15 protein-coding genes are annotated in these 21,716 nt (G+C 39.3%); 7 read left to right on the forward strand and 8 right to left on the reverse strand.

The genetic code is table 11. From position 1 onward, the window contains the following. Window positions 1-354: 354 nt before the first annotated feature. The 5 genes from OK025_RS00285 to OK025_RS00305 all read left to right on the forward strand — a co-directional run bounded on the left by OK025_RS00285 (window position 355) and on the right by OK025_RS00305 (window position 6,528). On the forward strand, window positions 355-1,203 hold the full coding sequence (locus OK025_RS00285; RefSeq protein WP_317667830.1) for a universal stress protein: 849 nt from the start codon (window positions 355-357) through the stop codon (window positions 1,201-1,203). Window positions 1,204-1,213: 10 nt separating this feature from the next. Then, window positions 1,214-2,056 (forward strand): universal stress protein, encoded by an 843-nt coding sequence (locus OK025_RS00290; RefSeq protein ID WP_317667831.1) that lies wholly within the window; start codon window positions 1,214-1,216, stop codon window positions 2,054-2,056. Window positions 2,057-2,146: 90 nt separating this feature from the next. Beyond that, window positions 2,147-3,490 carry an OmpA family protein gene (locus tag OK025_RS00295; protein WP_317667832.1) on the forward strand — a complete coding sequence of 448 codons (1,344 nt, stop codon included), beginning with the start codon at window positions 2,147-2,149 and terminating at the stop codon, window positions 3,488-3,490. Window positions 3,491-3,636: 146 nt separating this feature from the next. Continuing rightward, window positions 3,637-4,962, forward strand: a complete 1,326-nt coding sequence (locus OK025_RS00300; RefSeq protein ID WP_317667833.1) for an OmpA family protein — start codon at window positions 3,637-3,639, stop codon at window positions 4,960-4,962. A 207-nt stretch (window positions 4,963-5,169) separates the two neighbouring features. Beyond that, window positions 5,170-6,528 carry a S41 family peptidase gene (locus OK025_RS00305; RefSeq protein WP_317667834.1) on the forward strand — a complete coding sequence of 453 codons (1,359 nt, stop codon included), beginning with the start codon at window positions 5,170-5,172 and terminating at the stop codon, window positions 6,526-6,528. Between the two features lie 5 nt (window positions 6,529-6,533). Here OK025_RS00305 and OK025_RS00310 read toward each other — a convergent pair whose 3' ends face one another. The 6 genes from OK025_RS00310 to OK025_RS00335 all read right to left on the reverse strand — a co-directional run bounded on the left by OK025_RS00310 (window position 6,534) and on the right by OK025_RS00335 (window position 14,737). Next, window positions 6,534-6,848 (reverse strand): hypothetical protein, encoded by a 315-nt coding sequence (locus OK025_RS00310; protein WP_317667835.1) that lies wholly within the window; start codon window positions 6,846-6,848, stop codon window positions 6,534-6,536. 78 nt (window positions 6,849-6,926) lie between these two features. After that, the gene (locus tag OK025_RS00315) at window positions 6,927-7,730 is read right to left on the reverse strand and encodes a hypothetical protein (protein ID WP_317667836.1); all 804 of its coding nucleotides are present in this window, start codon (window positions 7,728-7,730) and stop codon (window positions 6,927-6,929) included. Between the two features lie 56 nt (window positions 7,731-7,786). Beyond that, window positions 7,787-9,142, reverse strand: a complete 1,356-nt coding sequence (locus OK025_RS00320; RefSeq protein WP_317667837.1) for a hypothetical protein — start codon at window positions 9,140-9,142, stop codon at window positions 7,787-7,789. A gap of 368 nt (window positions 9,143-9,510) precedes the next feature. Further along, on the reverse strand, window positions 9,511-12,864 hold the full coding sequence (locus tag OK025_RS00325; protein ID WP_317667838.1) for a TonB-dependent receptor: 3,354 nt from the start codon (window positions 12,862-12,864) through the stop codon (window positions 9,511-9,513). A gap of 164 nt (window positions 12,865-13,028) precedes the next feature. Beyond that, window positions 13,029-13,991, reverse strand: coding sequence for a FecR family protein (locus OK025_RS00330; protein WP_317667839.1), 963 nt, complete (start codon window positions 13,989-13,991; stop codon window positions 13,029-13,031). 131 nt (window positions 13,992-14,122) lie between these two features. After that, window positions 14,123-14,737, reverse strand: a complete 615-nt coding sequence (locus OK025_RS00335) for an RNA polymerase sigma factor (RefSeq protein ID WP_317667840.1) — start codon at window positions 14,735-14,737, stop codon at window positions 14,123-14,125. Between the two features lie 263 nt (window positions 14,738-15,000). Here OK025_RS00335 and OK025_RS00340 point away from each other — a divergent pair, with 263 nt between their 5' ends. Both OK025_RS00340 and OK025_RS00345 read left to right on the forward strand, forming a co-directional pair. Next, window positions 15,001-16,878 (forward strand): DEAD/DEAH box helicase, encoded by a 1,878-nt coding sequence (locus tag OK025_RS00340; RefSeq protein ID WP_075991675.1) that lies wholly within the window; start codon window positions 15,001-15,003, stop codon window positions 16,876-16,878. 178 nt (window positions 16,879-17,056) lie between these two features. Beyond that, the gene (locus OK025_RS00345) at window positions 17,057-18,823 is read left to right on the forward strand and encodes a long-chain fatty acid--CoA ligase (protein WP_317667841.1); all 1,767 of its coding nucleotides are present in this window, start codon (window positions 17,057-17,059) and stop codon (window positions 18,821-18,823) included. A gap of 60 nt (window positions 18,824-18,883) precedes the next feature. Here OK025_RS00345 and rlmB read toward each other — a convergent pair whose 3' ends face one another. Then, window positions 18,884-19,672, reverse strand: coding sequence for a 23S rRNA (guanosine(2251)-2'-O)-methyltransferase RlmB (rlmB, locus tag OK025_RS00350; protein WP_317667842.1), 789 nt, complete (start codon window positions 19,670-19,672; stop codon window positions 18,884-18,886). A 77-nt stretch (window positions 19,673-19,749) separates the two neighbouring features. Further along, window positions 19,750-21,594 carry a DNA polymerase III subunit gamma/tau gene (locus OK025_RS00355; protein WP_317667843.1) on the reverse strand — a complete coding sequence of 615 codons (1,845 nt, stop codon included), beginning with the start codon at window positions 21,592-21,594 and terminating at the stop codon, window positions 19,750-19,752. Window positions 21,595-21,716: the final 122 nt, after the last annotated feature.

Consider the following 21,716-nt stretch of genomic DNA (forward strand, 5'->3'; position numbering starts at 1 on the left):
ATTGACCTTGAAACGACTGTTTTCTCTAAACGACCAAAAATCAATATTGACTTTTCAAACAAAAAAATCAGGGGATAATATACAGACACACAGAGCCCACCCATTTTACAGGTGACAGAAATCACAAACTAACATTAAATACAACATTTTAAAAGTGTTATTCGTTATTCATATTTGTCTAAAGCTCGTCAAATTCTATACGTAATACAACAAAAACTATTTGACTTAAGGTCATTCACAATTACATTTGTTTTATTACATTTGATAGTAAAATAGGGAATCTAGAACACTTTCACGCACATTCCCTAAATGCAAAATAAATAAGATTAGATTTTGTAGATTAAATTCCTTCTAATGAAAAAAAACATTCTACTACCGGTAGATTTTTCGGCTCATTCTAATAATGCTGTAAATTACGCTGTGGACCTTGCTCTCGAAAAGGGGTATTCACTCCATCTTTACCACAATTATACCTCGGCTTCCGCTGTATTTGAAGACGAAAATGGCCGTAATGAGACTAATTCTCCAACATTCAAAGCTGATATCCTTATTAAAAATCTGGCAGAATCCATAAAATTACAACATCCTGCACTTGAAATAACCACCCAATGTGAGCGTGGTATGATTACAGAAACACTACCGGAACTTGCCACTCCTGATCGATTTGATTTTGTTATCATGGGGACTAAAGGCATCACCAATGACGATAGCCAACTCATTGGTAGCACGACCTATGTCATTAGCAAAAAAGCTAAAATACCTGTCTTAGCCATCCCAACAGAAGCGTCCTTTACACCTATTGACAAAGTTGGCTTACTGTCTAATTTTAAAGAAGAAGAGGTACAGACCGTACAAGATTTTGTCAACATCATCGGCAAAGACTTTGAACTAAAACTTATGCATGTTCACTACGATCATTCATCAGAAAACAGAATCGAAGACAAGCTTGAAGTATGGAAATATAAGATCAAAAAATATATTGGTGTGACCAATATTGCTATTGAAGTGGATTCAATACAAGGTGACATTGAGGACTTAGATACGGTCCCGGAAGTGATTAATGAGATGATCCATGAGGAAAAGATCAACATATTATTGGTGACACGATCGAGGAAATCGTTCTTTGAACGTGTTTTTACGCGTTCCGTTGCAAAAGCATTATTTAGTCACCCCTTAGTTCCAATATTTTTTACTAAAGCATAACCTTATAGCCATGTCTAAACTATTAATACCAGTAGATTATTCCGAAAACGCACGAGTTGCCGCATTTTATGCAGCTCAAATTGCAACGACAACAAATGATGAGATTACACTCTTTCATTCGTTCACTTCGCATATCAACAAATTTGCAAATGCGAAGCATTTAGTAGACCCAACCGAGGGAGAAGCTCGCCTTCAGATGGAAAAACTTGTAGCCGAACTTCTACAGGAATATCCTTCGCTTAAAATTTCTACCTTATTTGCCAACGGTATTTTGGCTGAAACACTGGATAAGCAAGAGATAAAAGAGGTCTATCAAACGGTGATTATGGGTACAAAAGGAGTGACCGGACTTGAATCTGTATTGATTGGAAGCAATACATATGATGTCATTAAAGAGTCAAAGATCCCTGTTCTAGCCATCCCAAAAAACGCGATAAAATTCAAAAATGACAACATCGCACTATTGACAAATTTCAAACCCGGTGAACTTGAAGTGCTTAAACAAGCAATACCATTGTATGGGAAAAATTTCCATTTACAGCTCATACATATCAATAAAAACGAACTAGAAATCAATATATTAGGAGAAAAACTTGAAAACTGGATTGAACAGATTATTGCTGAAACTGGTATCGAGGATATTTCCTATATCATCAAGTCGCCAAGTTATTTTGCAGGTTCTCGAGAGAATATTGCTAACGGTATCCATACCATTATCCGGGATGAAGATATCGATGTTATTTTGATCACAAAAAGCAGAAAGACTTTTTTCCAAAACATTTTTACAGAAAATATTGTTAAGCATCTGGCTTTTGAAATTGAGGTGCCAAACTTTTTTGGGCGAGTAGAGTAACCAAATAATTTTTGGCAAATTTATTGCAAGAGTGTTCAGTGAGTTAATTTAACAACAGTATTATAGTAGATAATTTTACAAACACGCATTATGAAAATTAGCCTTAAAAAATCAGGATTACTTGTTGCGGCAGGAATTTTATCCACCGCATCCTTTGCGCAAAGCACAAAAGAAGCATCTATTGAAGGCACAACACCGTTTGGTTCAGCAACACAATATAGAACCTGGTCTATCGGTGTAGGAGCCGGCGTAACAAGCTTGCAAAATATCGCCAAATTTAACAACGGTGGTTATGATAAACTGGATTGGAATCTAGGGTATAGTGCTTATATCAAGAAACAGATCTCACCATCGTTCGGATTAAAAGCAACTTATTTTGGCGGAAAGACAGCTGGTTATGATAACAGTGACAAGCAAACGGGATTCGAAACCAAAACTCCTTGGTCAGTTGCCTTATCTGGTGAGTTTTTAGCAGCCAACACGAATTGGAGATTTTTCAATAGTTTTATTAAACCTTATGCATCGATTGGTGTTGGGGTAATGAACGCTGAAACTGCTGCAATCGCTGGTGGTAACAAAGGTGAATATGGAGATTCCTATTCCAAAATCTTTGTACCGGCAGATTTTGGTTTAAAATTCGCTGTTGCCAAAGGCATCAACTTTGAATTGGGGTACCAATTGAATTGGGCGAACCAACGATTTGACAATCGTTACAATACAACTCCGCCACAACAATACAAAAATGACTTATTTACTTACGCACATGCCGGCTTAGAATTCGCATTGGGCAGCAGCAGCAAGCCTGCATTGAATAATTCGAATCCTGTCGCAACCCTTGTGAATGACTATACCGTAAAATACGATGATCTGAAAGCTCAAAATGATGCATTGAATGCTAAAAACCAAGCTTTGCAAGGTCAATTAGATGGTCTAAACAATGATCTAAAAGATGACGACGGTGATGGTGTTGCCAACAAATATGATAAATGTCCGGGTACACCTTCAGGTGTTCAGGTGGACGGATCAGGTTGTCCAATTGTTGTGAAAAACGAAACCAAAGTTGTTGAAAAAGTTGTGGTTACTGACGCAGATCGAAAAGTTGTTGCTGAAGCGATCAAAAACTTAGAATTCGATTTAGGTAAAGCAACGATTCGCTCCACTTCGTATGCAACATTGAATAAAGTTGCTGCATTATTGATCGAGAAGAATTTTAGTTTAAAACTCGCAGGTCACACCGACAATACAGGTTCACGCGAATTAAATATGCGTTTATCTAAAGAGCGTGCAGAGTCTGTAAAAGCATATTTAGTATCTCAGGGTGCTAATGCGTCGCGTATTGAAGCAACTGGATATGGTCCAGACCAACCAATTGCATCCAATAAAAATGCAGCGGGCCGCCAACAGAATCGCCGTGTTGAATTTACACTTTACTAATAACTAACAAATTACACTAATAAAAAGGTGTTTTTTAAACAGAAACACCTTTTTATTTACCAAATGTCATATTTCAACTACAAACCTATCGTGAATTTAATTTTTAACTTATTACTTTTGCATCGGTTTATACAAACACAAATTATATGAAACTAAAATTACAATTAGTACTTGCTCTAGCATCAGCGGGCTTATTTGCCAATAATGCAATTGCTCAAAATGCAAAGGTATCATCCATTGAGGGAACAACTCCATTTGGACCAGCTACACAATACAGAACATGGTCTATTGGTGTCGGTGCCGGAGTGACAAACCAAACTAACATTGCTGGTTTTAATCGTGAAGGATACGATGACTTAGCATGGAACTTGGGGTATAGTGCTTATATTAAAAAGCAAATCTCTCCTTCTTTCGGCATTAAAGCGAGTTACTTTGGCGGTAAAACAGGTGGTGCATTTAAAGATGGATCACAATCTTTTGAGGCTAAAACACCATGGTCTGCTGCATTGTCAGGAGAATTCCAAGCGGCTAATACGAACTGGAGATTCTTCAACAGTTTTATCAAGCCTTATGCATCTATCGGTGTTGGGGTGATGAACAGCAAAACTACGTTGACAACAGGATCAACTTCCCAAGAAGCGGATGGTATTTCTAAAATTTACGTACCATTGGACATGGGACTTAAATTTGCTGTTGCCAAAGGGATCAACTTCGAGTTGGGTTATCAGTTAAATTGGGTTAACCAAAACTTTGACGGTATTCAAGGTGGCCAATATAAGAATGACTTGTTTACTTACATCCATGGTGGCTTAGAATTTGCACTGGGTAATGGTAGCAAACCTGCTTTGAACAATTCAAATCCTGTCGCGACCTTAGTAAACGACTACACATTGAAATACGATGATCTTAAAGCACAAAATGATGCTTTAAATGCTAAAAACCAAGCACTACAAAATCAATTGGACGGGCTAAACAGTGACCTGAAAGATGATGATGGTGATGGTGTAGCTAACAAATATGACAAATGCCCAGGCACACCTTCAGGTGTTCAGGTAGACGGTGCAGGATGTCCAATTGTTGTTAAAAACGAAACAAGAGTGGTTGAAAAGGTTGTTGTAACAGAGGCTGACCGAAAAGTTGTTGCTGACGCAATCAAAAACTTGGAGTTCGATTTAGGAAAAGCAACCATACGTCCTACGTCATACGCGACATTGAATAAAGTAGCTGAACTGTTAATCGAGAAAAACTTCAGTTTAAAATTAGCAGGTCATACGGACAATACAGGTTCTCGTGAATTGAACATGCGTTTATCAAAAGAACGTGCTGAATCGGTGAAAGCCTATTTGGTATCTCAGGGTGCTAATGCATCGCGTATTGAAGCGACAGGTTATGGTCCTGACCAACCGATCGCATCAAACAAAACCGCTGATGGTCGTCAACAAAACCGTCGCGTAGAGTTCACGCTTTATTAATCGATATTTTTTGATCTATACAAGCCAAAGGCATCACTTCACGGTGATGCCTTTTTTATTACTCCTTTTCTTATCGAAATCTTATTCGTTGGTAAGGTAAACGTAAAAAGCTCTCCCTATTTAAAGTAAATAAACATTTGAGCAACAAAAAGATAACTTCCGAACAAACAACATAATACGTATTTTTAATAAAGCAAAATTAAAAAAATGCGTAGACCCCATGCTCTTGTGTTGACTTTCTTTTCGTTAATCTTTTCCTCTTGTGAAAAGGATCCACCACTGAAGGAACCAGGATCAAATGAAGCGATCAATGAATGGACAATGGCACAAATGCGGCACTATTATTACTGGAACGATCAAATCACACAAACAAATGATTACCAACAATCTCCAGACCTATTTTTCAAAAGCATCTTATTTCCAGATGACCATTATTCAAGCATATTACAGACACTTAACAGCGACACCTATGGCAATACCCTGACGAACACTTTTGGGTTCGATATGGTACAACTCCAAACAACCGGTAAAACCATCCAACTGATCACCCAGGTTGTTCCCTTCAGCGAAGGGGATTTAATGGGACTCAAACGGGGAGACAGCATAAGCCACATCAACAACGAGCCTTTCGACCACAGCAACCTGAAATCGCTACTAAGCAAATCTTTGCTTTTGCCGGCAGTGCATTTGACGCGAAACGATGGCAAAATATTTCATCTGCCTGCTTCTTATATTTCGCAGCCCGTCCTCTATACCGCTAAACTCATCTCCTCCTCCCCCACGGTAGGCTATATGTTTTTAAGTCAATTTGACTTTAGTGGGGCATATTCATTATTGGAAGCGGTCCAAAATTTCAAGTCCCAACAGATACAAGAACTTATTGTCGATTTACGTTATAACCCCGGTGGACAGGTTGCTTTCACCTCATTTTGCGCACTCTTATTGGCAGACATCAAGGAAAACGACATTTTTGCCAAATACCAAGGCAACAAAAATATCAAAAATAGAGAAGACAGCTTCGCAGCAGCACTGCAAGGTCAGCCCGATGGCTATTCATTTTCAGCAAAAGATGTTCTAAAACAAGGTTTACATTTAAAAAGAATTTATATCCTCACAGGGCCAAACACGGCCTCTGCGTCTGAAATGTTAATCAATGGATTGAAGCCTTATATAGATATCATTCAAGTCGGCGATAAAACCTATGGAAAAGATATGGCATCGACCACGCTATCTACACCTGAGGAAATTCATGGCACTGAACGTGCTTGGCATTTGATTCCCATGATCTATAAAATATACAATAAAATGGGACAAGGAGGTTATAGCAACGGAATTACTCCTTCTATCAAGATCGACGAGTTTGCCTTTTTACCGTTGCCCCCAATAGGTGACACCAGAGATCCATTGATCCGGGAAGTGTTACGAACAATTAGCGATAAAAACACCAGAGTCAAGGGCACTGTCAATACAACAGAAAAGACGAACATTTTATCCCCAAAATATAGAGGAAGTACGTATCAGGTAATACCCATCGAAGTAAGTACAGCGGATAAGACCGGAAAATAATTTTATCAGTGTGCACAAGAATTTAATGAGGTGATGATCATACGTAGATCGGCTCCAATCTGTCCATTTTTGGCTAATTTGCGAAGAGAAGGAGACAAAATTTTCGAACGAATGGTTCGTTCCTTCGATTCATAGTCCTGCACGATGTCTTCCAGCTGCTGCAACAGTTCCAAATATTGCCGATAAAGTTCATTCAGCTCCGCCATTTCATTCCGTAAGGCTAACAGCGCAGCCGCATCAACGGAACGATCTACATCTCCCTGAATTTTCAGGGAGATAGCAAATAAATTGCGATGTTTTATAGCATTGATGCCTTTCATAGTGACTATTTTTTTGAATTAATGGCTTACCATTGATATAAGTGTTGACGGGTATCTGTGCTTGTTTTGTAATGCGTTTTATTTCTGTAGCCAGATATTATCCAAACCATAGCCTATCCCTCCAATTTCTGAGAATGCATCAACATCAAAATATGCATCGGATTCTTTTTGAGGGAGATATACAATACCGATATCTACCGAAAAATTAAAAAACAAAAAGACTTTTTGTCCATCTTTAAGAATCGGTTTTAAATCCTTATCTAATACCTGCGCCTTTGGCACAAAAGTAGCGTCAATCGGTATTTTGATAAATTCTTCGGGAATTTTATCTGATATCAAGTCGGTAATCAGGATTGGATTTTCGTCATACTTGACCATATCCATTCCCCAACTTTCATCATAGACAGGCTTACCTTGATAAACCGCCAATCGAATTGGCTCACCATTAGGTGAAATTGTTTTATTATAATTTAAGATCTTTACTTGCCTCACACCCGGAATCGATTCGACATCATCTCCTAAGGGATTTGGCCCGACAACGAGTGACGGATCAATGGGACTTTTACTATGTACACCAAAGGTGTTTAATCCTGATTTGAGCGGAAGCCGTTGCTCCAGGACGACCTGATCATTACTATTATATGCAACGACCGATGAAGAATCGGCATCTTTATTTCGTAGAAAAATAAAATTAGCATCGCTTGGATTAGCAACTTTTCCATCTATCGTTACTCTTTTTACATCCACCGACGCAGTGCTATAGGATCTAAAAGCAATCCGGGCTAGTTCTTCAGTTTCTACAATAGGTTCACCTTTTTGACACGAAGACAATAGCGATCCAACCCAAAGGGCTATAAAACAGAGAAATAATTTTTTAATCATCTATAAAGGATAAAGAAGTGAGCCATTGCATGGCTCACTCAATTAAATAATCAATGTTAATAAGTTTTTGGAGCAAATTGAGTCCAGTTTGCAGTCCAAGGAGCAGTTGTCGGATGAAATGCACCTTTATAAGTTGTACTTCCATCACCATATGCAGGTGAAGTTGACAATGGTCTTAAAAAAGCAGGATTAAATGTAGATGTTGTTGGATAAAAAATATTTCCAGCTCCTGCTAAATTCAAATATGTCGTTGCATCTGTTGACACATTTGTTTGGTTTCCTGTTGGTGTTGCACCACTGAATGCCGCAGTATAAGCATGTACAACATTACCTGTAAAAGTACCTGTTGCACCATCCTGAAATGCTGCACCTGTTGCATAACCAGCGATAATCGAATTTTGAATATCATACTGTGAAGCTCTTCTCCAACGGTTACCAAATTTCAGTTTTGTACCAGCAACAGTAGCATCCTTAATTCCCAGGAATGTAAAATTTTTCAATACTGGGCGAGTCTTAGGTGTCGCTGCATATGGCGCTGTACCTTCGTTATCCGATTCCAAACCGTTTGAATCCGAGCTACCACTTGATGTGCTATTTGTTGAATTAGGATCCTTTAGTGATAAGGCATACTGAATTGTTCCGGTGTATCCATGATCGAAATCAAAGTCATCATCGTCATTCGATAAGGCTACCAGGTATTTCGCATTTACAGTACCGCCAAAGAACTCAAAACCATCATCTTTACCCCAAGATACCTGAATATTTTCCAAGGTGGTACCAGTACCAACACCACCTAAAGTTAGTCCGTTGATCTCATTGTCAGCAGTTAAGTTGTAACCTGCAAATTCAATACGTACATATTTCAATGAGCCTGAATTATCTGCAGCGTTTGTACCTCCATAAGTAACATCTACACCCACAGGTTGAGGAATCCCTTCGATTCTCCGTGTGGCAGCTTGATTAGTAGTTGCACTACCCAACAATACGACACCTCCGAAATCACCAGGGTTACGAGATCCTGCCGCATTTGGAGAAGTGAATACGATTGGTGCTGAAGCAGTACCGTTAGCGATTAATTTCGCTGTTTTAGGTACAACCAAAACGCCTTTGATATTTTGAGTTATTCCGGTGATTTGGTCATTGTATGCTTTAGTTACACCAGAAGTAATGTAAGTACCCGCTTGAATCGTCAATGTCGCACCCGGTTTTACGAAAGCAACTCCATCAATTTTCCATACGGTATCTGCAGAAAGCGTAGTTTTAGTAATAATACCGGCAGCATCTGTTGGGATCGTTGCCTGAGGTTTGTTTGGCAAACCAGCATTCAAATCTGAATTAGGTCCTACGTTGTCTTTGTTACAAGAAGCTAATGCGATTGCGCATACGCTTGCTACTGTTAAGATTTTTTTCATTTTGTGTTAAATAATTACTAGTTTTGCCATCACAAGATCATTTTTTAGACTATGCATCCCTATGGGATAGCATTTCATAAGGTTGCATAGTTGTTTTCAATCACCCGTTTTCTGTATTTTTCTATTTTCCTTCCCTGTTGTGCGACTTGGACAAGCCCGGAACTCTTTTACATTATTTAGGAGTGATATGAAACTGCCTCGCGCAGGTATTTTTTTTACTTTTAAATTCTTTTAATAAGTTTTTGGTGCGAATTGAGTCCAACCAACAGTCCACGGAGGTTGAAGGATGAAATGCACCTTTGTATGTAGTACTACCGTCACCGTACGCAGGTGAAGTTCATTTCTTTAATTGATTTAGAACTTATTTTTTAAAAATTATAGGTAACTGAAAGATTAAATCTTCTTCCATCTTTTTTACGATAGGTTATTATATCCCCATCCGTTTTATTATATTTATTATCTCCTTTTACTTTTGTGGTAACATAGTCACCTGTCTGCGGATCATTGGCAGTCGTAAATCCTTCAGTATTTTCATAATAGCGGGTCCAATCATCAAGCAGATTAGCCAAATTAAGTTTTACTTCCATTTTTTTATTTAAAAAACGCGCATAAAATTGTGCATCCAACTGCTTTGGTGCCAATTCATATTCAACTGCTGAAAGGTTAAAATTTCCGATATTTGTCCGGTACCCCCTATGGTTATAACTTGTCGTAATTCCGAAATAATTGCCCCAATAACCAAATCCTAGGTTTAACAACCATGGCGATTGTCCCATCAAAGGTCTATCTTGCCCCGGATAACGCGACTGGCGACGTTTAGGTCCATCGGGTGTGGCGCCATCAATAGTTTCCCAATGGGATAACACATTGACTTTAGATTTCAAAAGCGTGCCATTAGCTGATACAAATAGATCTTTTAGCCATTCCTGATCACCTATAAATGCAAAGTTTTTTCGAATTTCCAATTCTAGCCCTAAATTCTTTGCAGATTCCATATTTGCAAAAGTATAATTCCGCTTATCGTCTCCCCGATGTACTAGCTCTATTGGCTTGTCTAAATACTTATAATAGCCCGTTAGGGATATTATTTCACCTGAAGACGGGTACCATTCAAAACGCATATCCAAATTATCAATCAAAGTACTCTGCACTTGTTCGCCCGATACATAACCGTCTAATTCAAAATCATACATCGCAAACATACCTACCTCTCTAAAATCCGGACGAATTACTGTACGCGCATAACTTCCTCGAATATTGAATGTATTAGTTAAGTTAAACGTGGCATTAATAGATGGTAAAAACCGCCAGTTATTTTCTTTTACACCAAGTTCATAGGCTTCAGCACCATTTGTATCCCCCTTTTGATACTTTCTTTTATACAGCTCCTCCTGTCTACTATTAAGATTAAAATATTCAGCCCTTACACCGTACACCAACCGCAATTTTTGCCATAGCTTTTGATCAGCCATTAAGAAAAGTGCATGGGAACTCATTTTTCCATTATAATACCTGCCGCCAAGACCTTCGGCATAATAGTATGCTTGCCCATCTCCATTTCCAATATTTTCGTTTGAAAATAGTCTATCATAACTCGACTCAATTGGAGGAGCAGGTACGCTAACATTGCCAACCAAGGTCGATCGTGTCATAGGTAAAAATTTAAACAAATCCAATGTTCTTTTTTTGACCCAAGCCTGATAACCTAATTTGACAAGAGTTGATACTCCTGTCCCGCGTTGAAATTTCCGAGAAAATGCAGCGCTCCAATTATAATCGGTCTCATCTATACTAGTCCACATTCGCCAATCAGTTACCGCCCCTTTATTAGAAAATCCAGCAGTTGTCAATAAATTAGGTGTTTGAAAATAGGGTTGATCATCTATCGTGGTCGTTATTCTATAGGAGAGCTTTCGTTCATCTAAAATTTGCTGTTTAATCTTATTGATGGTAAACATTCCCTCCGCTTTTACCTGCCAGGGCATCTGATACTCTCCGATCAACTGATGTTGCTGCAACGACATCGCTTCAGGTAATTGATACGTAAGCCTATTTGCTTTTTTATCAGGGTCAGTGTATACTTTTCGAATACTTTCATTGTAATTATTTGCATACGTACGTGCATACATATTTCGTAAAGAAACTTTAAATCCATCCGCTTGATACCCCATATTTGCAACCAATCCAGCGTTACTGTTAAAGCGATAAGAGGTGCCGGCACCGTTGTCTCCGATACCGGTACTATCTATATAGTGCGTTCCAATTAATGCAGACCCCCTCGTATTATTAAACGCTACAATATTCTGCTCGTTTCTAAAGTTTACCGAAGCAGCAAAGCCGAATCGATTTCCGTTATTTAACTGATACAAGCGACCAAGCGAAAAACGCATATTCTGATTAGGGAGAGCTTTATATTTATATTGCTTCATTGCGTCACTGTTAAAGCGTTTGGATTGTGCGATAGCGTCCAAATCGTTGTACTTCACGGCATCGCCAAATTCAGTTGGATTTAAAGGGGTATTATTTAATTCCTCGTCTGTCAAAATATAACCCGGAGGCGCATCTAATAGTAAAGACCTGCTATTCCATTGCCAGGTTTTTATTCCATCGGGCATTTTTGACGATTTGTCAAAGAAACCGAAATATTCACTTGTATGTCGTTTTCCAAGTCGGTAAAAATTTTTTCCCAAAGTTTGACTATTACTTCCTGATCCAATTTGTATTGTTGTAAAATTCTCTTCTGGAATATCTATCGTATTCACCGAAACCTGTCCGCCCGAAAATTCAGCGGATACATCCGGTGTTGCCGTTTTATTGACCACCACCGAGCTCACCATTTCTGTCGGTATAATATCAAAGGAAAAATCCCGTCTATTCTGCGAAGTACTCGGAATCACCACACCGTCCAACATGGCCTGATTGTAGCGGTCGGACATCCCCCGCACAATAACGTTCCGGTTATTAACAGTGGTCAATCCGGTAACACGTTTTAAAACCTGCCCCATATCATTGTCCGGTGTACGGGCGATCTGTTCGGCGGATATTCCGTCCGTCACCGACGCTGCGTTTTTTTGCGCCGCATAAAGACCGGCTACGGAAGCTTTTTTAAACGATACATTGACAACTGCCGTCTCTAGCGCATTTACCTGCGCCTTCATGGCAATGTTTAACCCTGTCCGTTGTCCGGCCTCTATTTTGACCCCTTCAACACGTTGGGTCTTGTAAGAGAGGTAACTGACTTCCAATATGTAGGTTCCCGGTTCAGCATTCAAAAGATAGCTCCCATCGATACCGCTCTGTGTTGATTTATTGGTACCGATCAGTTTGATGCTGGCATTAGCCAAAGGTTGACCGCGATCATCAATAACTTTACCTGAAATATACCCATTCTGCTGTACCGGTTTTTCGACTAATGTAATATAGACACTGTTGTCATGAGCCATCAGGTCAGTCTCCCTGAGCAGATAACGCATGACATCGCGGACACTATTACTTTTAAAAATTTTGGCATTTACCTTTTTCTCTGCCAGATTATATTTCGCTGCATCGAAAGCGATATGTATATTTTGGGATTCCAAACGTTCGAAAGCCGCCGGAATATTAGATTCACTAAAAGAAACTGTAATCTTTTTATCGAGTAACTGCCCGTATGCGCCCGAAGCTAAGAGCATTTCGGCCGACACGATCGAAAGAAATAGACCTACCAACGATGTCCTTATCATAAACTTAATATCGTTTTGCGTAACGTATTGCTTAAATTTCATAAATTTGTATGTGTATATAATATCTCTTAAGTTGTTGTATATGTTATTTATACCATCTCCAAATGGTACATGACGCAGAGTTGACGATGGCCGTCGTCAGCTCTCTTTTTTTTATCCCCGAATTAGTAAATATGCACTATCCTGCCCTCCTTCCTTGATTTGTTGTGATGAATTGCTTTGATACTTTCCAGGGTTGCCGTCCAGGACAGCTGCTTTGATATCGGCATACTATACCGTTGTTGAGCAATCCGCTGATCGTCAGTTTTAATATCCACATCATAGATACTTTTGACCGCCAGTGCCAATTCTGCAAAACTGCTTTGCTTAAGATAAACTCTTCCCTCAATCCAGCTATTCCGTGTCGTCAGATCAAAAGTCTCCTGATGACTATTGTGGTTATTTTTGGTATAACGGATCTGTTCACCGCGGGTCAGTACACCCAGCGGATTGTTATTGGCAGTAACCTGCACTTTACCTGTAAATACGGACACCGATATATCATCCAATTCCGCATAGTTTTTCACGGTAAAGGAGGTCCCCAGCACCCTTGTCTGTATTTGTCGGGCATTCACCACAAAAGCTTTTGAGGAATCTTTCTTAATCTCAAAATAGGCCTCTCCAGCCATAAGCTCCACAACTCGATCACGCCTATTGTAAGAGACGGTATCCAATTTAATTTTGGAATATGCGTTCATTACAACGGTTGATCCGTCGGCCAAAAATATCCGCTTACGTTGTGAGGCCCCTGTTTCAAAAATCCGGTAACCAGGTTTTAAATTCGCTTCTCTTTGGGAGAAATTCAGATCATGCTGTTTTGTCCAAAATAAAACGCCAACACATAACAGTAGACTTGCCGCAACCGCTCCGCTCCAGTAGATTATGCTCCGACCCACTGATTTTTTAGACGCAGTACTTCCAATACGTTGCTGTATATTATTCCATAATCGAACCTCATCTACCTCCCCTTCAGAAAGTTCTTCCCGATCAAGCGTATCATACCAGCGATCAATCAGGGTCCTCTCAGCCTTGTTCGCATTATTATGCTGGTATCTATAGATTAAGGATTCAAAAATTTTTCTTTTCACTTTTTATGCCTGCTGTTTATATACAAGTCCGCAAAAAAGCCCCAAAGTACTTCAAGAAATAGTTAATGTTGTATGAAAGAATTGTTAAAGGATCAAAGTTCAGAAAATAGGAATGTGGCAAGGTGGGTAAGCTACTTAGTGAGCTCGTCTATCATAAAGACCAAAAGAAGGCTAAAACTACCGTTTTGAACATGTTGATAGCCCAAAATAGCTTTCCGTAGTCGTTTGGATGCTTCCGTAAGATTATTTTTGACCGTTTGCTCAGACAGCCCCATACGCATGGCTATCTCTCGAATGGATAAATGTTCCCATTTTAATAAAAGCGCTTGCCGCATATTCTGTGGCATAATTTCCAGCTCTTCCTCCAACAACTTCTCAAGGGCTAAATACGTGTTGAGATCCTCTGGGTGTTGCTGCACATAGTCGAATATATGCTTACTCCAGTGCTCCAACAATCTGTCTTTGGCTTTATTGGAATTAAAAAAGTCTATAATTTTATATTTGAGCATTCCTTTCAAATAGGCCTGGAGGTTCATTTGGATGTCGATTGTATGCCGCCTTTCCCAAAACTGCACAAACAGCTCCTGTAGAATATCCTCCACATCCTGTCGGTCTAGGATCCGACGGGCAGCGTGCTGATAAAGATCTTTCCAGCAATAGCGATACAATTCCTCATAAGCAGAAGTATCGTTAAACTCTTTAATAGCTTGTAGCCAACGCTGATGTACAACTGGTCCTTGATTCATGCTAATACCAAAATTAAGGTTGAAATATTAAGTTTCTATTAATAAATGAATAAAGAAACTGTAGGTATATAAAATAGTTTCACATTCGAAATAATACTTTTCAAAGTGAGCTAAATCTATATAACAGCGCTCAATTTATTATCACCTGGTATAAAAGAATCAGATTCCCTTAAAAATCAATTATTTAAATTATTTGTTTATTCCAATATTATTCTTATCTTTGCATCGCCTTAGGCAATAGTGCCTATTGTATAAAATATTTCATGAACCCATTTTTAGAACTGGGAATCCGTGAGGAAGTTGTTAATGCCATCTCAGAATTAGGTTTCGAAAAACCTTCTGAAATTCAGGAAAAAGCCATTCCTGTTTTATTGACTGGTAACGACGATTTTGTCGGATTAGCCCAAACTGGCACAGGAAAGACCGCGGCATTTGGTCTTCCATTATTAGAGCAATTAGACTTTTCTCAAAAACACCCACAGGCATTAATCCTTTGCCCTACTCGGGAATTATGTTTACAAATCTCAAAAGATTTAGAAAAATTTGCTAAATACGTTGACAACGTACATGTTGTTGCTGTATATGGAGGTGCAAATATCTCAGACCAGCTACGTCAAATTAGACGTGGAGTGCAAATTGTAGTAGCGACCCCAGGTCGTATGTTGGATATCATCGGCAGAAATGCGATTGATTTTTCAAATGTAAAATATGTTGTATTGGATGAAGCGGATGAGATGCTCAATATGGGCTTCAAAGAAGACATCAACAACATTTTGTCAGAAACTCCTGACGAGAAAAAAACTTGGTTATTTTCGGCGACAATGCCTTCTGAAGTACGTCGTATCGCAAAGAATTATATGACCGATCCAGTTGAGCTTACTGTAGGAACAAAAAACACCGGTAACGCCAACATTGAACACCACTATTATTTGATCAAAGCAAAAGATAAATATGCTGCGTTCAAACGTATTGTGGATTCAAACCCTGATATCTTTGGTATCGTATTTTGTCGTACAAAAATCGAAACACAGGATATCGCTGAAGCGTTGATCAAAGATGGTTACAATGCGGATTCACTGCATGGTGATTTGTCCCAACAACAACGTGATAAAGTAATGAAACGTTACCGTGACCGTAGTTTACAATTGTTGATCGCAACAGACGTAGCCGCTCGTGGTATTGATGTAAGTGATGTAACTCACGTTATCAACTTCTCTTTACCTGATGAAACAGAAAACTATACACACCGTTCAGGCCGTACAGCCCGTGCAGGTAAAACTGGTATTTCGCTTTCTTTGGTAAACGTAAAAGAGCTAAGCAAAATCCGTCATCTTGAAAAGATCATCGGTAAACCTTTTGAGAAAAAACAAGTACCTCAAGGTGCTGAAGTTTGCGAAAAACAATTATTTTCTATCGTTAAAAAGATTGAAAACGTTGAAGTAAACGATGAACAAATCAGCCCATTCTTGCCTGCAATTATGGAAAATTTGGAGTCACTTTCAAAAGAAGATATCATCAAAAGATTCGCTTCTCTTGAGTTCAACCGTTTCTTGGATTATTACAAAAATGCACCTGATTTAAATATCGAAGCGCGTGATGGTGGTCGTGAAGACCGCGGTGATAGACGTGATGGTCGTTCACGTGAAGGTTCAAAAGGCTACACGCGTTTATTTATGAACTTAGGTTCTGTCGATGAATTCTCTCGTGGAGACATGTTAGGCTTTATCTGTAACAATGCGAATATTTCAGGAAAATCAATCGGTAAAATTGATTTGAAAGGTGTGTTCACATTCTTCGAAGTTCAAGATGCAGAAGTAGAAAAAGTATTCCAAGGATTCCAAGGTGTAGATTACAATGGTCGTCAAGTACGTATCGAAGTATCTGGTGAAGCTAGAGGAGAAGGTCGTAGCGACCGTGGCGGAAGAAGCCGTGGTGGTGATCGTGGCGGAAGACGTGAAGGTGGATACCGTGGTGGTGATCGCGGTGGAAGACGTGAAGGTGGATATGGTGGCGGCGAACGCAGCGGAAGACGTGAAGGCGGATTCAGTGGTGAGCGTCGTGATCGTGGTGAGCGTAGCAGCAATGGCGGTGGCTTCCGTGATTTCTCCGGAAAACGTAAAGAATCAAAAAGCAAATACTAGTCATTAGTATTTAAAATAAGAGTTTAAAGACTCTGGTATAAAAGCACGTAGCTTGATTTACCAGAGTCTTTTCTTTTATATCCCCTTCTAACAGTACAGGCACTAATATCTCCTGCCAATATAATAGTCTCTATAAAAAAGCTTAAATTAGCTGTATTATACGAACTGGACTTCTAACATGCCAATAGTAGCAACAAGATTATTTGATTTAGCATACCTGCAATATAATATTGCTCCGGATTTCCCGATGTTTTCTTTCAAAAAAGGTAACGAATGGGTAAAAGTAAGCAATACTTATTTTATTGAACAGGTCAACGAGACATCTAAAGGTTTGATCGCATTAGGCGTTCAGCCGGGAGAGAAAGTAGCATTAATTAGTGAGAACCGCATCGAGTGGAATATCCTTGATTTTGCTATTCAACAAATTGGAGCTGTAGTAGTCGCCATTTACCCTAATATTTCGACCTTAGATTACACATATATCTTCAATCATGCCGAAATCAGGAAGTGTATTGTCAGTTCAAAGACACTATACACAAAGATATTAACGATACAAGATGATTGTCCGCAACTAAATGCTATTTACAGTCTAGACAAAGAGGATGGTTTAAACCATTGGCATGACTTCGTCTCCAAGGGTGAGATCATTACAGATGAAACGCTAAACCAACTACGTGATGGTATAAAAACCGATACATTGGCATCCATCATTTACACCTCTGGCACAACAGGAAATCCCAAAGGTGTTATGTTGTCTCATAAAAATTTATTGGCAGATACGTTGAGTAGTGAATATTCCTTTCCTGTCGAACGAGGTGATCGTGCCCTCTCCTTTCTTCCGGTTTGTCATGCCTATGAACGCGTATTCCAATATGTATATATGTACAAAGGTTTGACAATCTTCTTTGCTCAATCGATGGATACGATAGGTGAAGATTTTAAATCCGTTAAACCACATATTTTTTCCGCTGTACCTCGTGTATTGGAGAAAGTTTATGAAAAGATTATGGCTACAGGAGAACAGTTAACAGGAGTCAAGCGGAAACTATTCTTCTGGTCCCTGAACGTCGGCGAACAATACAAACTGGAGGGACGTACCTGGTGGTATGACTTTCAACTGAACATTGCCCGTAAATTAGTTTTTTCAAAATGGCGCGAAGCATTAGGTGGCGACATCAAAGGGATTGCCTCCGGAAGTGCTGCTTTACAGGAAAGATTAATCCGTCTGTATATGGCAGCAGGAATTCCAATATATGAAGGTTATGGCCTCACTGAGGCAGGACCATGTATCGCTGTAAACTGCTATAAACGAGGTATGAAAATTGGTACTGTAGGCTTACCGCTAATTCATATCGAAATAAAGCTTGCTGACGATGGAGAAATATTGACTAAAGGCGAGAATAATATGATTGGCTATTATAAAAATCCAGAGGCAACAGCAGAAGCGATCAAAGATGGCTGGTTGTACACAGGAGATATTGGTGAATGGGTAGACGGTAAATTTCTCAAAATTATAGACCGAAAGAAAGAGATGTTCAAGACTTCTGGAGGAAAATATATCGTCCCGCAGCAGATCGAATCTAAACTGGTCGAATCTTCATTTATCGAACAGGCTATGGTACTTGGAGAAGGCCGTAAGTTTCCTGCGGCGTTGATTGTTCCCAACTATAATAATCTTCTAGAATGGTCCAGAAGTGCTTTTCCCACCCTTGCCAATCTTTCTAGACTAGATTTTCTAAATAGCCCAGAACTGAAACAGAAAATAGAATCGGAACTCAACCGTATTAATCAAAATTTTGGCAATTGGGAACAGATCAAGAAGTTCATTCTAGTCCCCGACGAAATGACAGTTGAAACCGGTGAATTGACACCGACGTTAAAAATGAAAAGAAAAGTTATCTTACAGAGATACGAACGAGAGATTGAAGAGATTTATCAAAACTAGTCTACAAAAAAGCCTTTGTTTTTGACAAAGGCTTTTTTGTAATCAACTAAATTATATTCTTTATTTTTTAACAATCCGTTGGCGAATCGCTTCATAGATCACTACTGCGGCCGATACAGATACATTTAACGAACTTATTTCACCGTACATTGGTATCTTGGCCAGGTGGTCGGCAATGCGGATTAGGTCATTGGAAACACCAACGTCCTCCGCACCCATAATCACACAGGTTGGAGCTGTATAATCCACATCGTAAATGCTCGAGGTTGTTTTTTCTGTACTGGCAACTAACTGCACACCTGAATCAATTAAAAATTTACCAACTTTGGACAAGCTATCATGGCGACAGACAGGGATTTTATAGAGTGCTCCAGCAGATGTTTTAATCGCATCAGGGTTGACCTCAGCCGACCCCTTTTTAGGGACAATGATGGCATGTACTCCAGAACATTCCGCTGTACGTGCAATAGCACCCAAATTGCGCACATCTGTCACTCCATCCAACATCAGAAGTAAAGGAGTTTCACCTTTTTCATAAATCTGAGGGAGAAGTTCTTCTATATCATTATAGGTAATTGGAGAAATAACCGCAATTACACCTTGATGATTTTTACGTGTTATGCGGTTTAATTTTTCAATTGGCACCTGTTGAGAAGCGATATTATGTTCCTTTAACAAGGCTTTCAATTCTAGAATCAAACTGCCGCTCAAACCGCGTTGTATAAATAATGACTCGATCTCTTTACCACTATCGATTGCTTCGATGACAGCACGAATACCAAATACCATCTGATTCACTTCACGTCTTTCCCCGTGGTCGCGATCACGTCTCTGAAAATTTCCTTGCATAATAAATACTAAATATTTCCCTCTTCATGGAAGAGTTTGCAAATGTACAAAAATAAAAAACAACTAGCGTGCTTGAATTAGCTTAGTCCCAAGTTAAACTCCTTCCGCAAAGTATCTAAAAGCGGGTTTTTGTTGACCATCGCTTGATACTTCTCCTGGGAAGTATAGGGTTTGCGTGAAATCGTATGTTCCATCATTACCCCCTGCAGATCCAGCGAAAAATTCTGGAGTTTCACACGTAAGTAGTTCAGCACATCAACCTTTGCGCTTTGCAATACATCCATCTGAACACCATTTTCGACATCAATTTCAATCAATACCCCATTTAACCGCGGTTGCATAGCCGTCATCATGGTATACAAGTTAATCTTGTTTTCTGCTTTCAGCTGTTCAGCATAACTATTCCAAACAGCAATAAATTGACCGAATGAAACATCACGTTGTTCGCTCCCACGTATCAATTCTGGTTCATCCCCTTCTTTCGCGACCGCGTTGTTATCGTATATGGTATTTAAATCCGGTAAAGATGGAATAATTGCCGAAGCGGAAGCCCCCCACCCTCCTTTTTTCACTTTGGGAGGGACATTAGAAACATTATCTTTTTTTACTTCTTCCTTTGTCTCGGAAGCCTGATAATTTACGGGGTTAGCTTGCGAACGCGGTGTCACATGGTTTTCAACGACAGGAGCATTCGCTGGAGAAGTCGCTTGCGGAGTAGTGACTACCGGGATTTGCTGCGCTTGTCCAACTACTGGCTCAGGAAGTTTTTTTTTTAGGCCCTCGGTTGCCGAAGGAATCTGCACGGATCCAAGCTGGCTCAATTTAATCGCACTCGCAATATGGCAGGTTTTGAGGAGTGAAAGTTCAACCTGTAAGCGCTGGTTTTTACTCGCCTTATAGTTGATTTCACACTGATTGGAAATATTCAATGCGGATAACAAAAATCCTGCAGAGGCTTTCTGAGACTGCTGTAGATACTTTTGACGAATACTATTGCTAACTTCCAATAATTTAAGCGTAGCTGGCTCTCTAGCAACCAGCAAATTTCTAAAATGAGCTGACAGACCGGCTATGAAATGACTTCCATCAAACCCGTGATTTAAAATCTCATTGAAAATCAATAAAGTTTGTGCTGCATCCTCAGTTAAAATAGCATCTGTTAGCTTAAAATAATAATCGTAATCCAAGATATTCAAATTATCGATTACAGCTTGATAGGTGACATTTTTATTGGAAAAACTGACGATCTGATCGAACATCGACAAGGCATCCCGAAGGCCACCATCGGCCTTTTGGGCAATGATATGCAATCCGTCCTGATCATAAGCAATACCTTCCCTGTCAGCGATACGGGCCAAATGACTAGCCATATCCTCCACTTTGATCCGGTTAAAATCAAAAATCTGACAGCGTGAAAGAATAGTAGGTAAAATCTTATGTTTTTCGGTAGTTGCTAAAATAAAAATTGCATAAGAAGGAGGTTCTTCCAATGTCTTCAAAAAGGCATTAAAAGCTGCTTGAGAAAGCATATGCACCTCATCTATGATATAGATTTTATATTTTCCAGCCTGAGGTGGTATACGTACTTGATCAATCAGGTTACGTATATCGTCTACGGAATTATTGGATGCCGCATCCAGCTCATGAATACTGAAAGAATTTCCATTTTGGAAAGACTTACAGCTATCACATGTGCCACAAGGTTCGGTGCCTGCTAAGATATTTTCACAATTTATTGTTTTAGCTAAAATACGTGCACAGGTAGTTTTCCCCACACCGCGGGGACCACAAAACAAAAATGCCTGCGCCAACTGATTGTTGTGTATCGCATTCTTTAAGGTACCAGTAATGTGTTGCTGACCTACAACCGAATCAAAGGTAATCGGGCGGTATTTACGTGCAGAAACAATAAAATTATCCATTGCACGAAGATACGGATTTTAAAAATGAAAAAGGAGAATCTAAAACCTAAAAATAGATTGTAATTTTTTAATAATAATTCCTTCAATGCACAAAAAAAGCAAATTTTATCGTTAATTTTATA

This window comes from Sphingobacterium sp. UGAL515B_05, assembly GCF_033097525.1.
Classification (GTDB): Bacteria; Bacteroidota; Bacteroidia; order Sphingobacteriales; family Sphingobacteriaceae; genus Sphingobacterium.

Bases quoted from the DNA above. Each gene is read 5' to 3' on its own strand.
- OK025_RS00285 (WP_317667830.1), top strand. From the start codon at position 355: ATGAAAAAAAACATTCTACTACCGGTAGATTTTTCGGCTCATTCTAAT.
- OK025_RS00290 (WP_317667831.1), top strand. From the start codon at position 1,214: ATGTCTAAACTATTAATACCAGTAGATTATTCCGAAAACGCACGAGTT.
- OK025_RS00295 (WP_317667832.1), top strand. From the start codon at position 2,147: ATGAAAATTAGCCTTAAAAAATCAGGATTACTTGTTGCGGCAGGAATT.
- OK025_RS00300 (WP_317667833.1), top strand. From the start codon at position 3,637: ATGAAACTAAAATTACAATTAGTACTTGCTCTAGCATCAGCGGGCTTA.
- OK025_RS00305 (WP_317667834.1), top strand. From the start codon at position 5,170: ATGCGTAGACCCCATGCTCTTGTGTTGACTTTCTTTTCGTTAATCTTT.
- OK025_RS00310 (WP_317667835.1), bottom strand. From the start codon at position 6,848: ATGAAAGGCATCAATGCTATAAAACATCGCAATTTATTTGCTATCTCC.
- OK025_RS00315 (WP_317667836.1), bottom strand. From the start codon at position 7,730: ATGATTAAAAAATTATTTCTCTGTTTTATAGCCCTTTGGGTTGGATCG.
- OK025_RS00320 (WP_317667837.1), bottom strand. From the start codon at position 9,142: ATGAAAAAAATCTTAACAGTAGCAAGCGTATGCGCAATCGCATTAGCT.
- OK025_RS00325 (WP_317667838.1), bottom strand. From the start codon at position 12,864: ATGATAAGGACATCGTTGGTAGGTCTATTTCTTTCGATCGTGTCGGCC.
- OK025_RS00335 (WP_317667840.1), bottom strand. From the start codon at position 14,737: ATGAATCAAGGACCAGTTGTACATCAGCGTTGGCTACAAGCTATTAAA.
- OK025_RS00340 (WP_075991675.1), top strand. From the start codon at position 15,001: ATGAACCCATTTTTAGAACTGGGAATCCGTGAGGAAGTTGTTAATGCC.
- OK025_RS00345 (WP_317667841.1), top strand. From the start codon at position 17,057: ATGCCAATAGTAGCAACAAGATTATTTGATTTAGCATACCTGCAATAT.
- rlmB (WP_317667842.1), bottom strand. From the start codon at position 19,672: ATGCAAGGAAATTTTCAGAGACGTGATCGCGACCACGGGGAAAGACGT.
- OK025_RS00355 (WP_317667843.1), bottom strand. From the start codon at position 21,594: ATGGATAATTTTATTGTTTCTGCACGTAAATACCGCCCGATTACCTTT.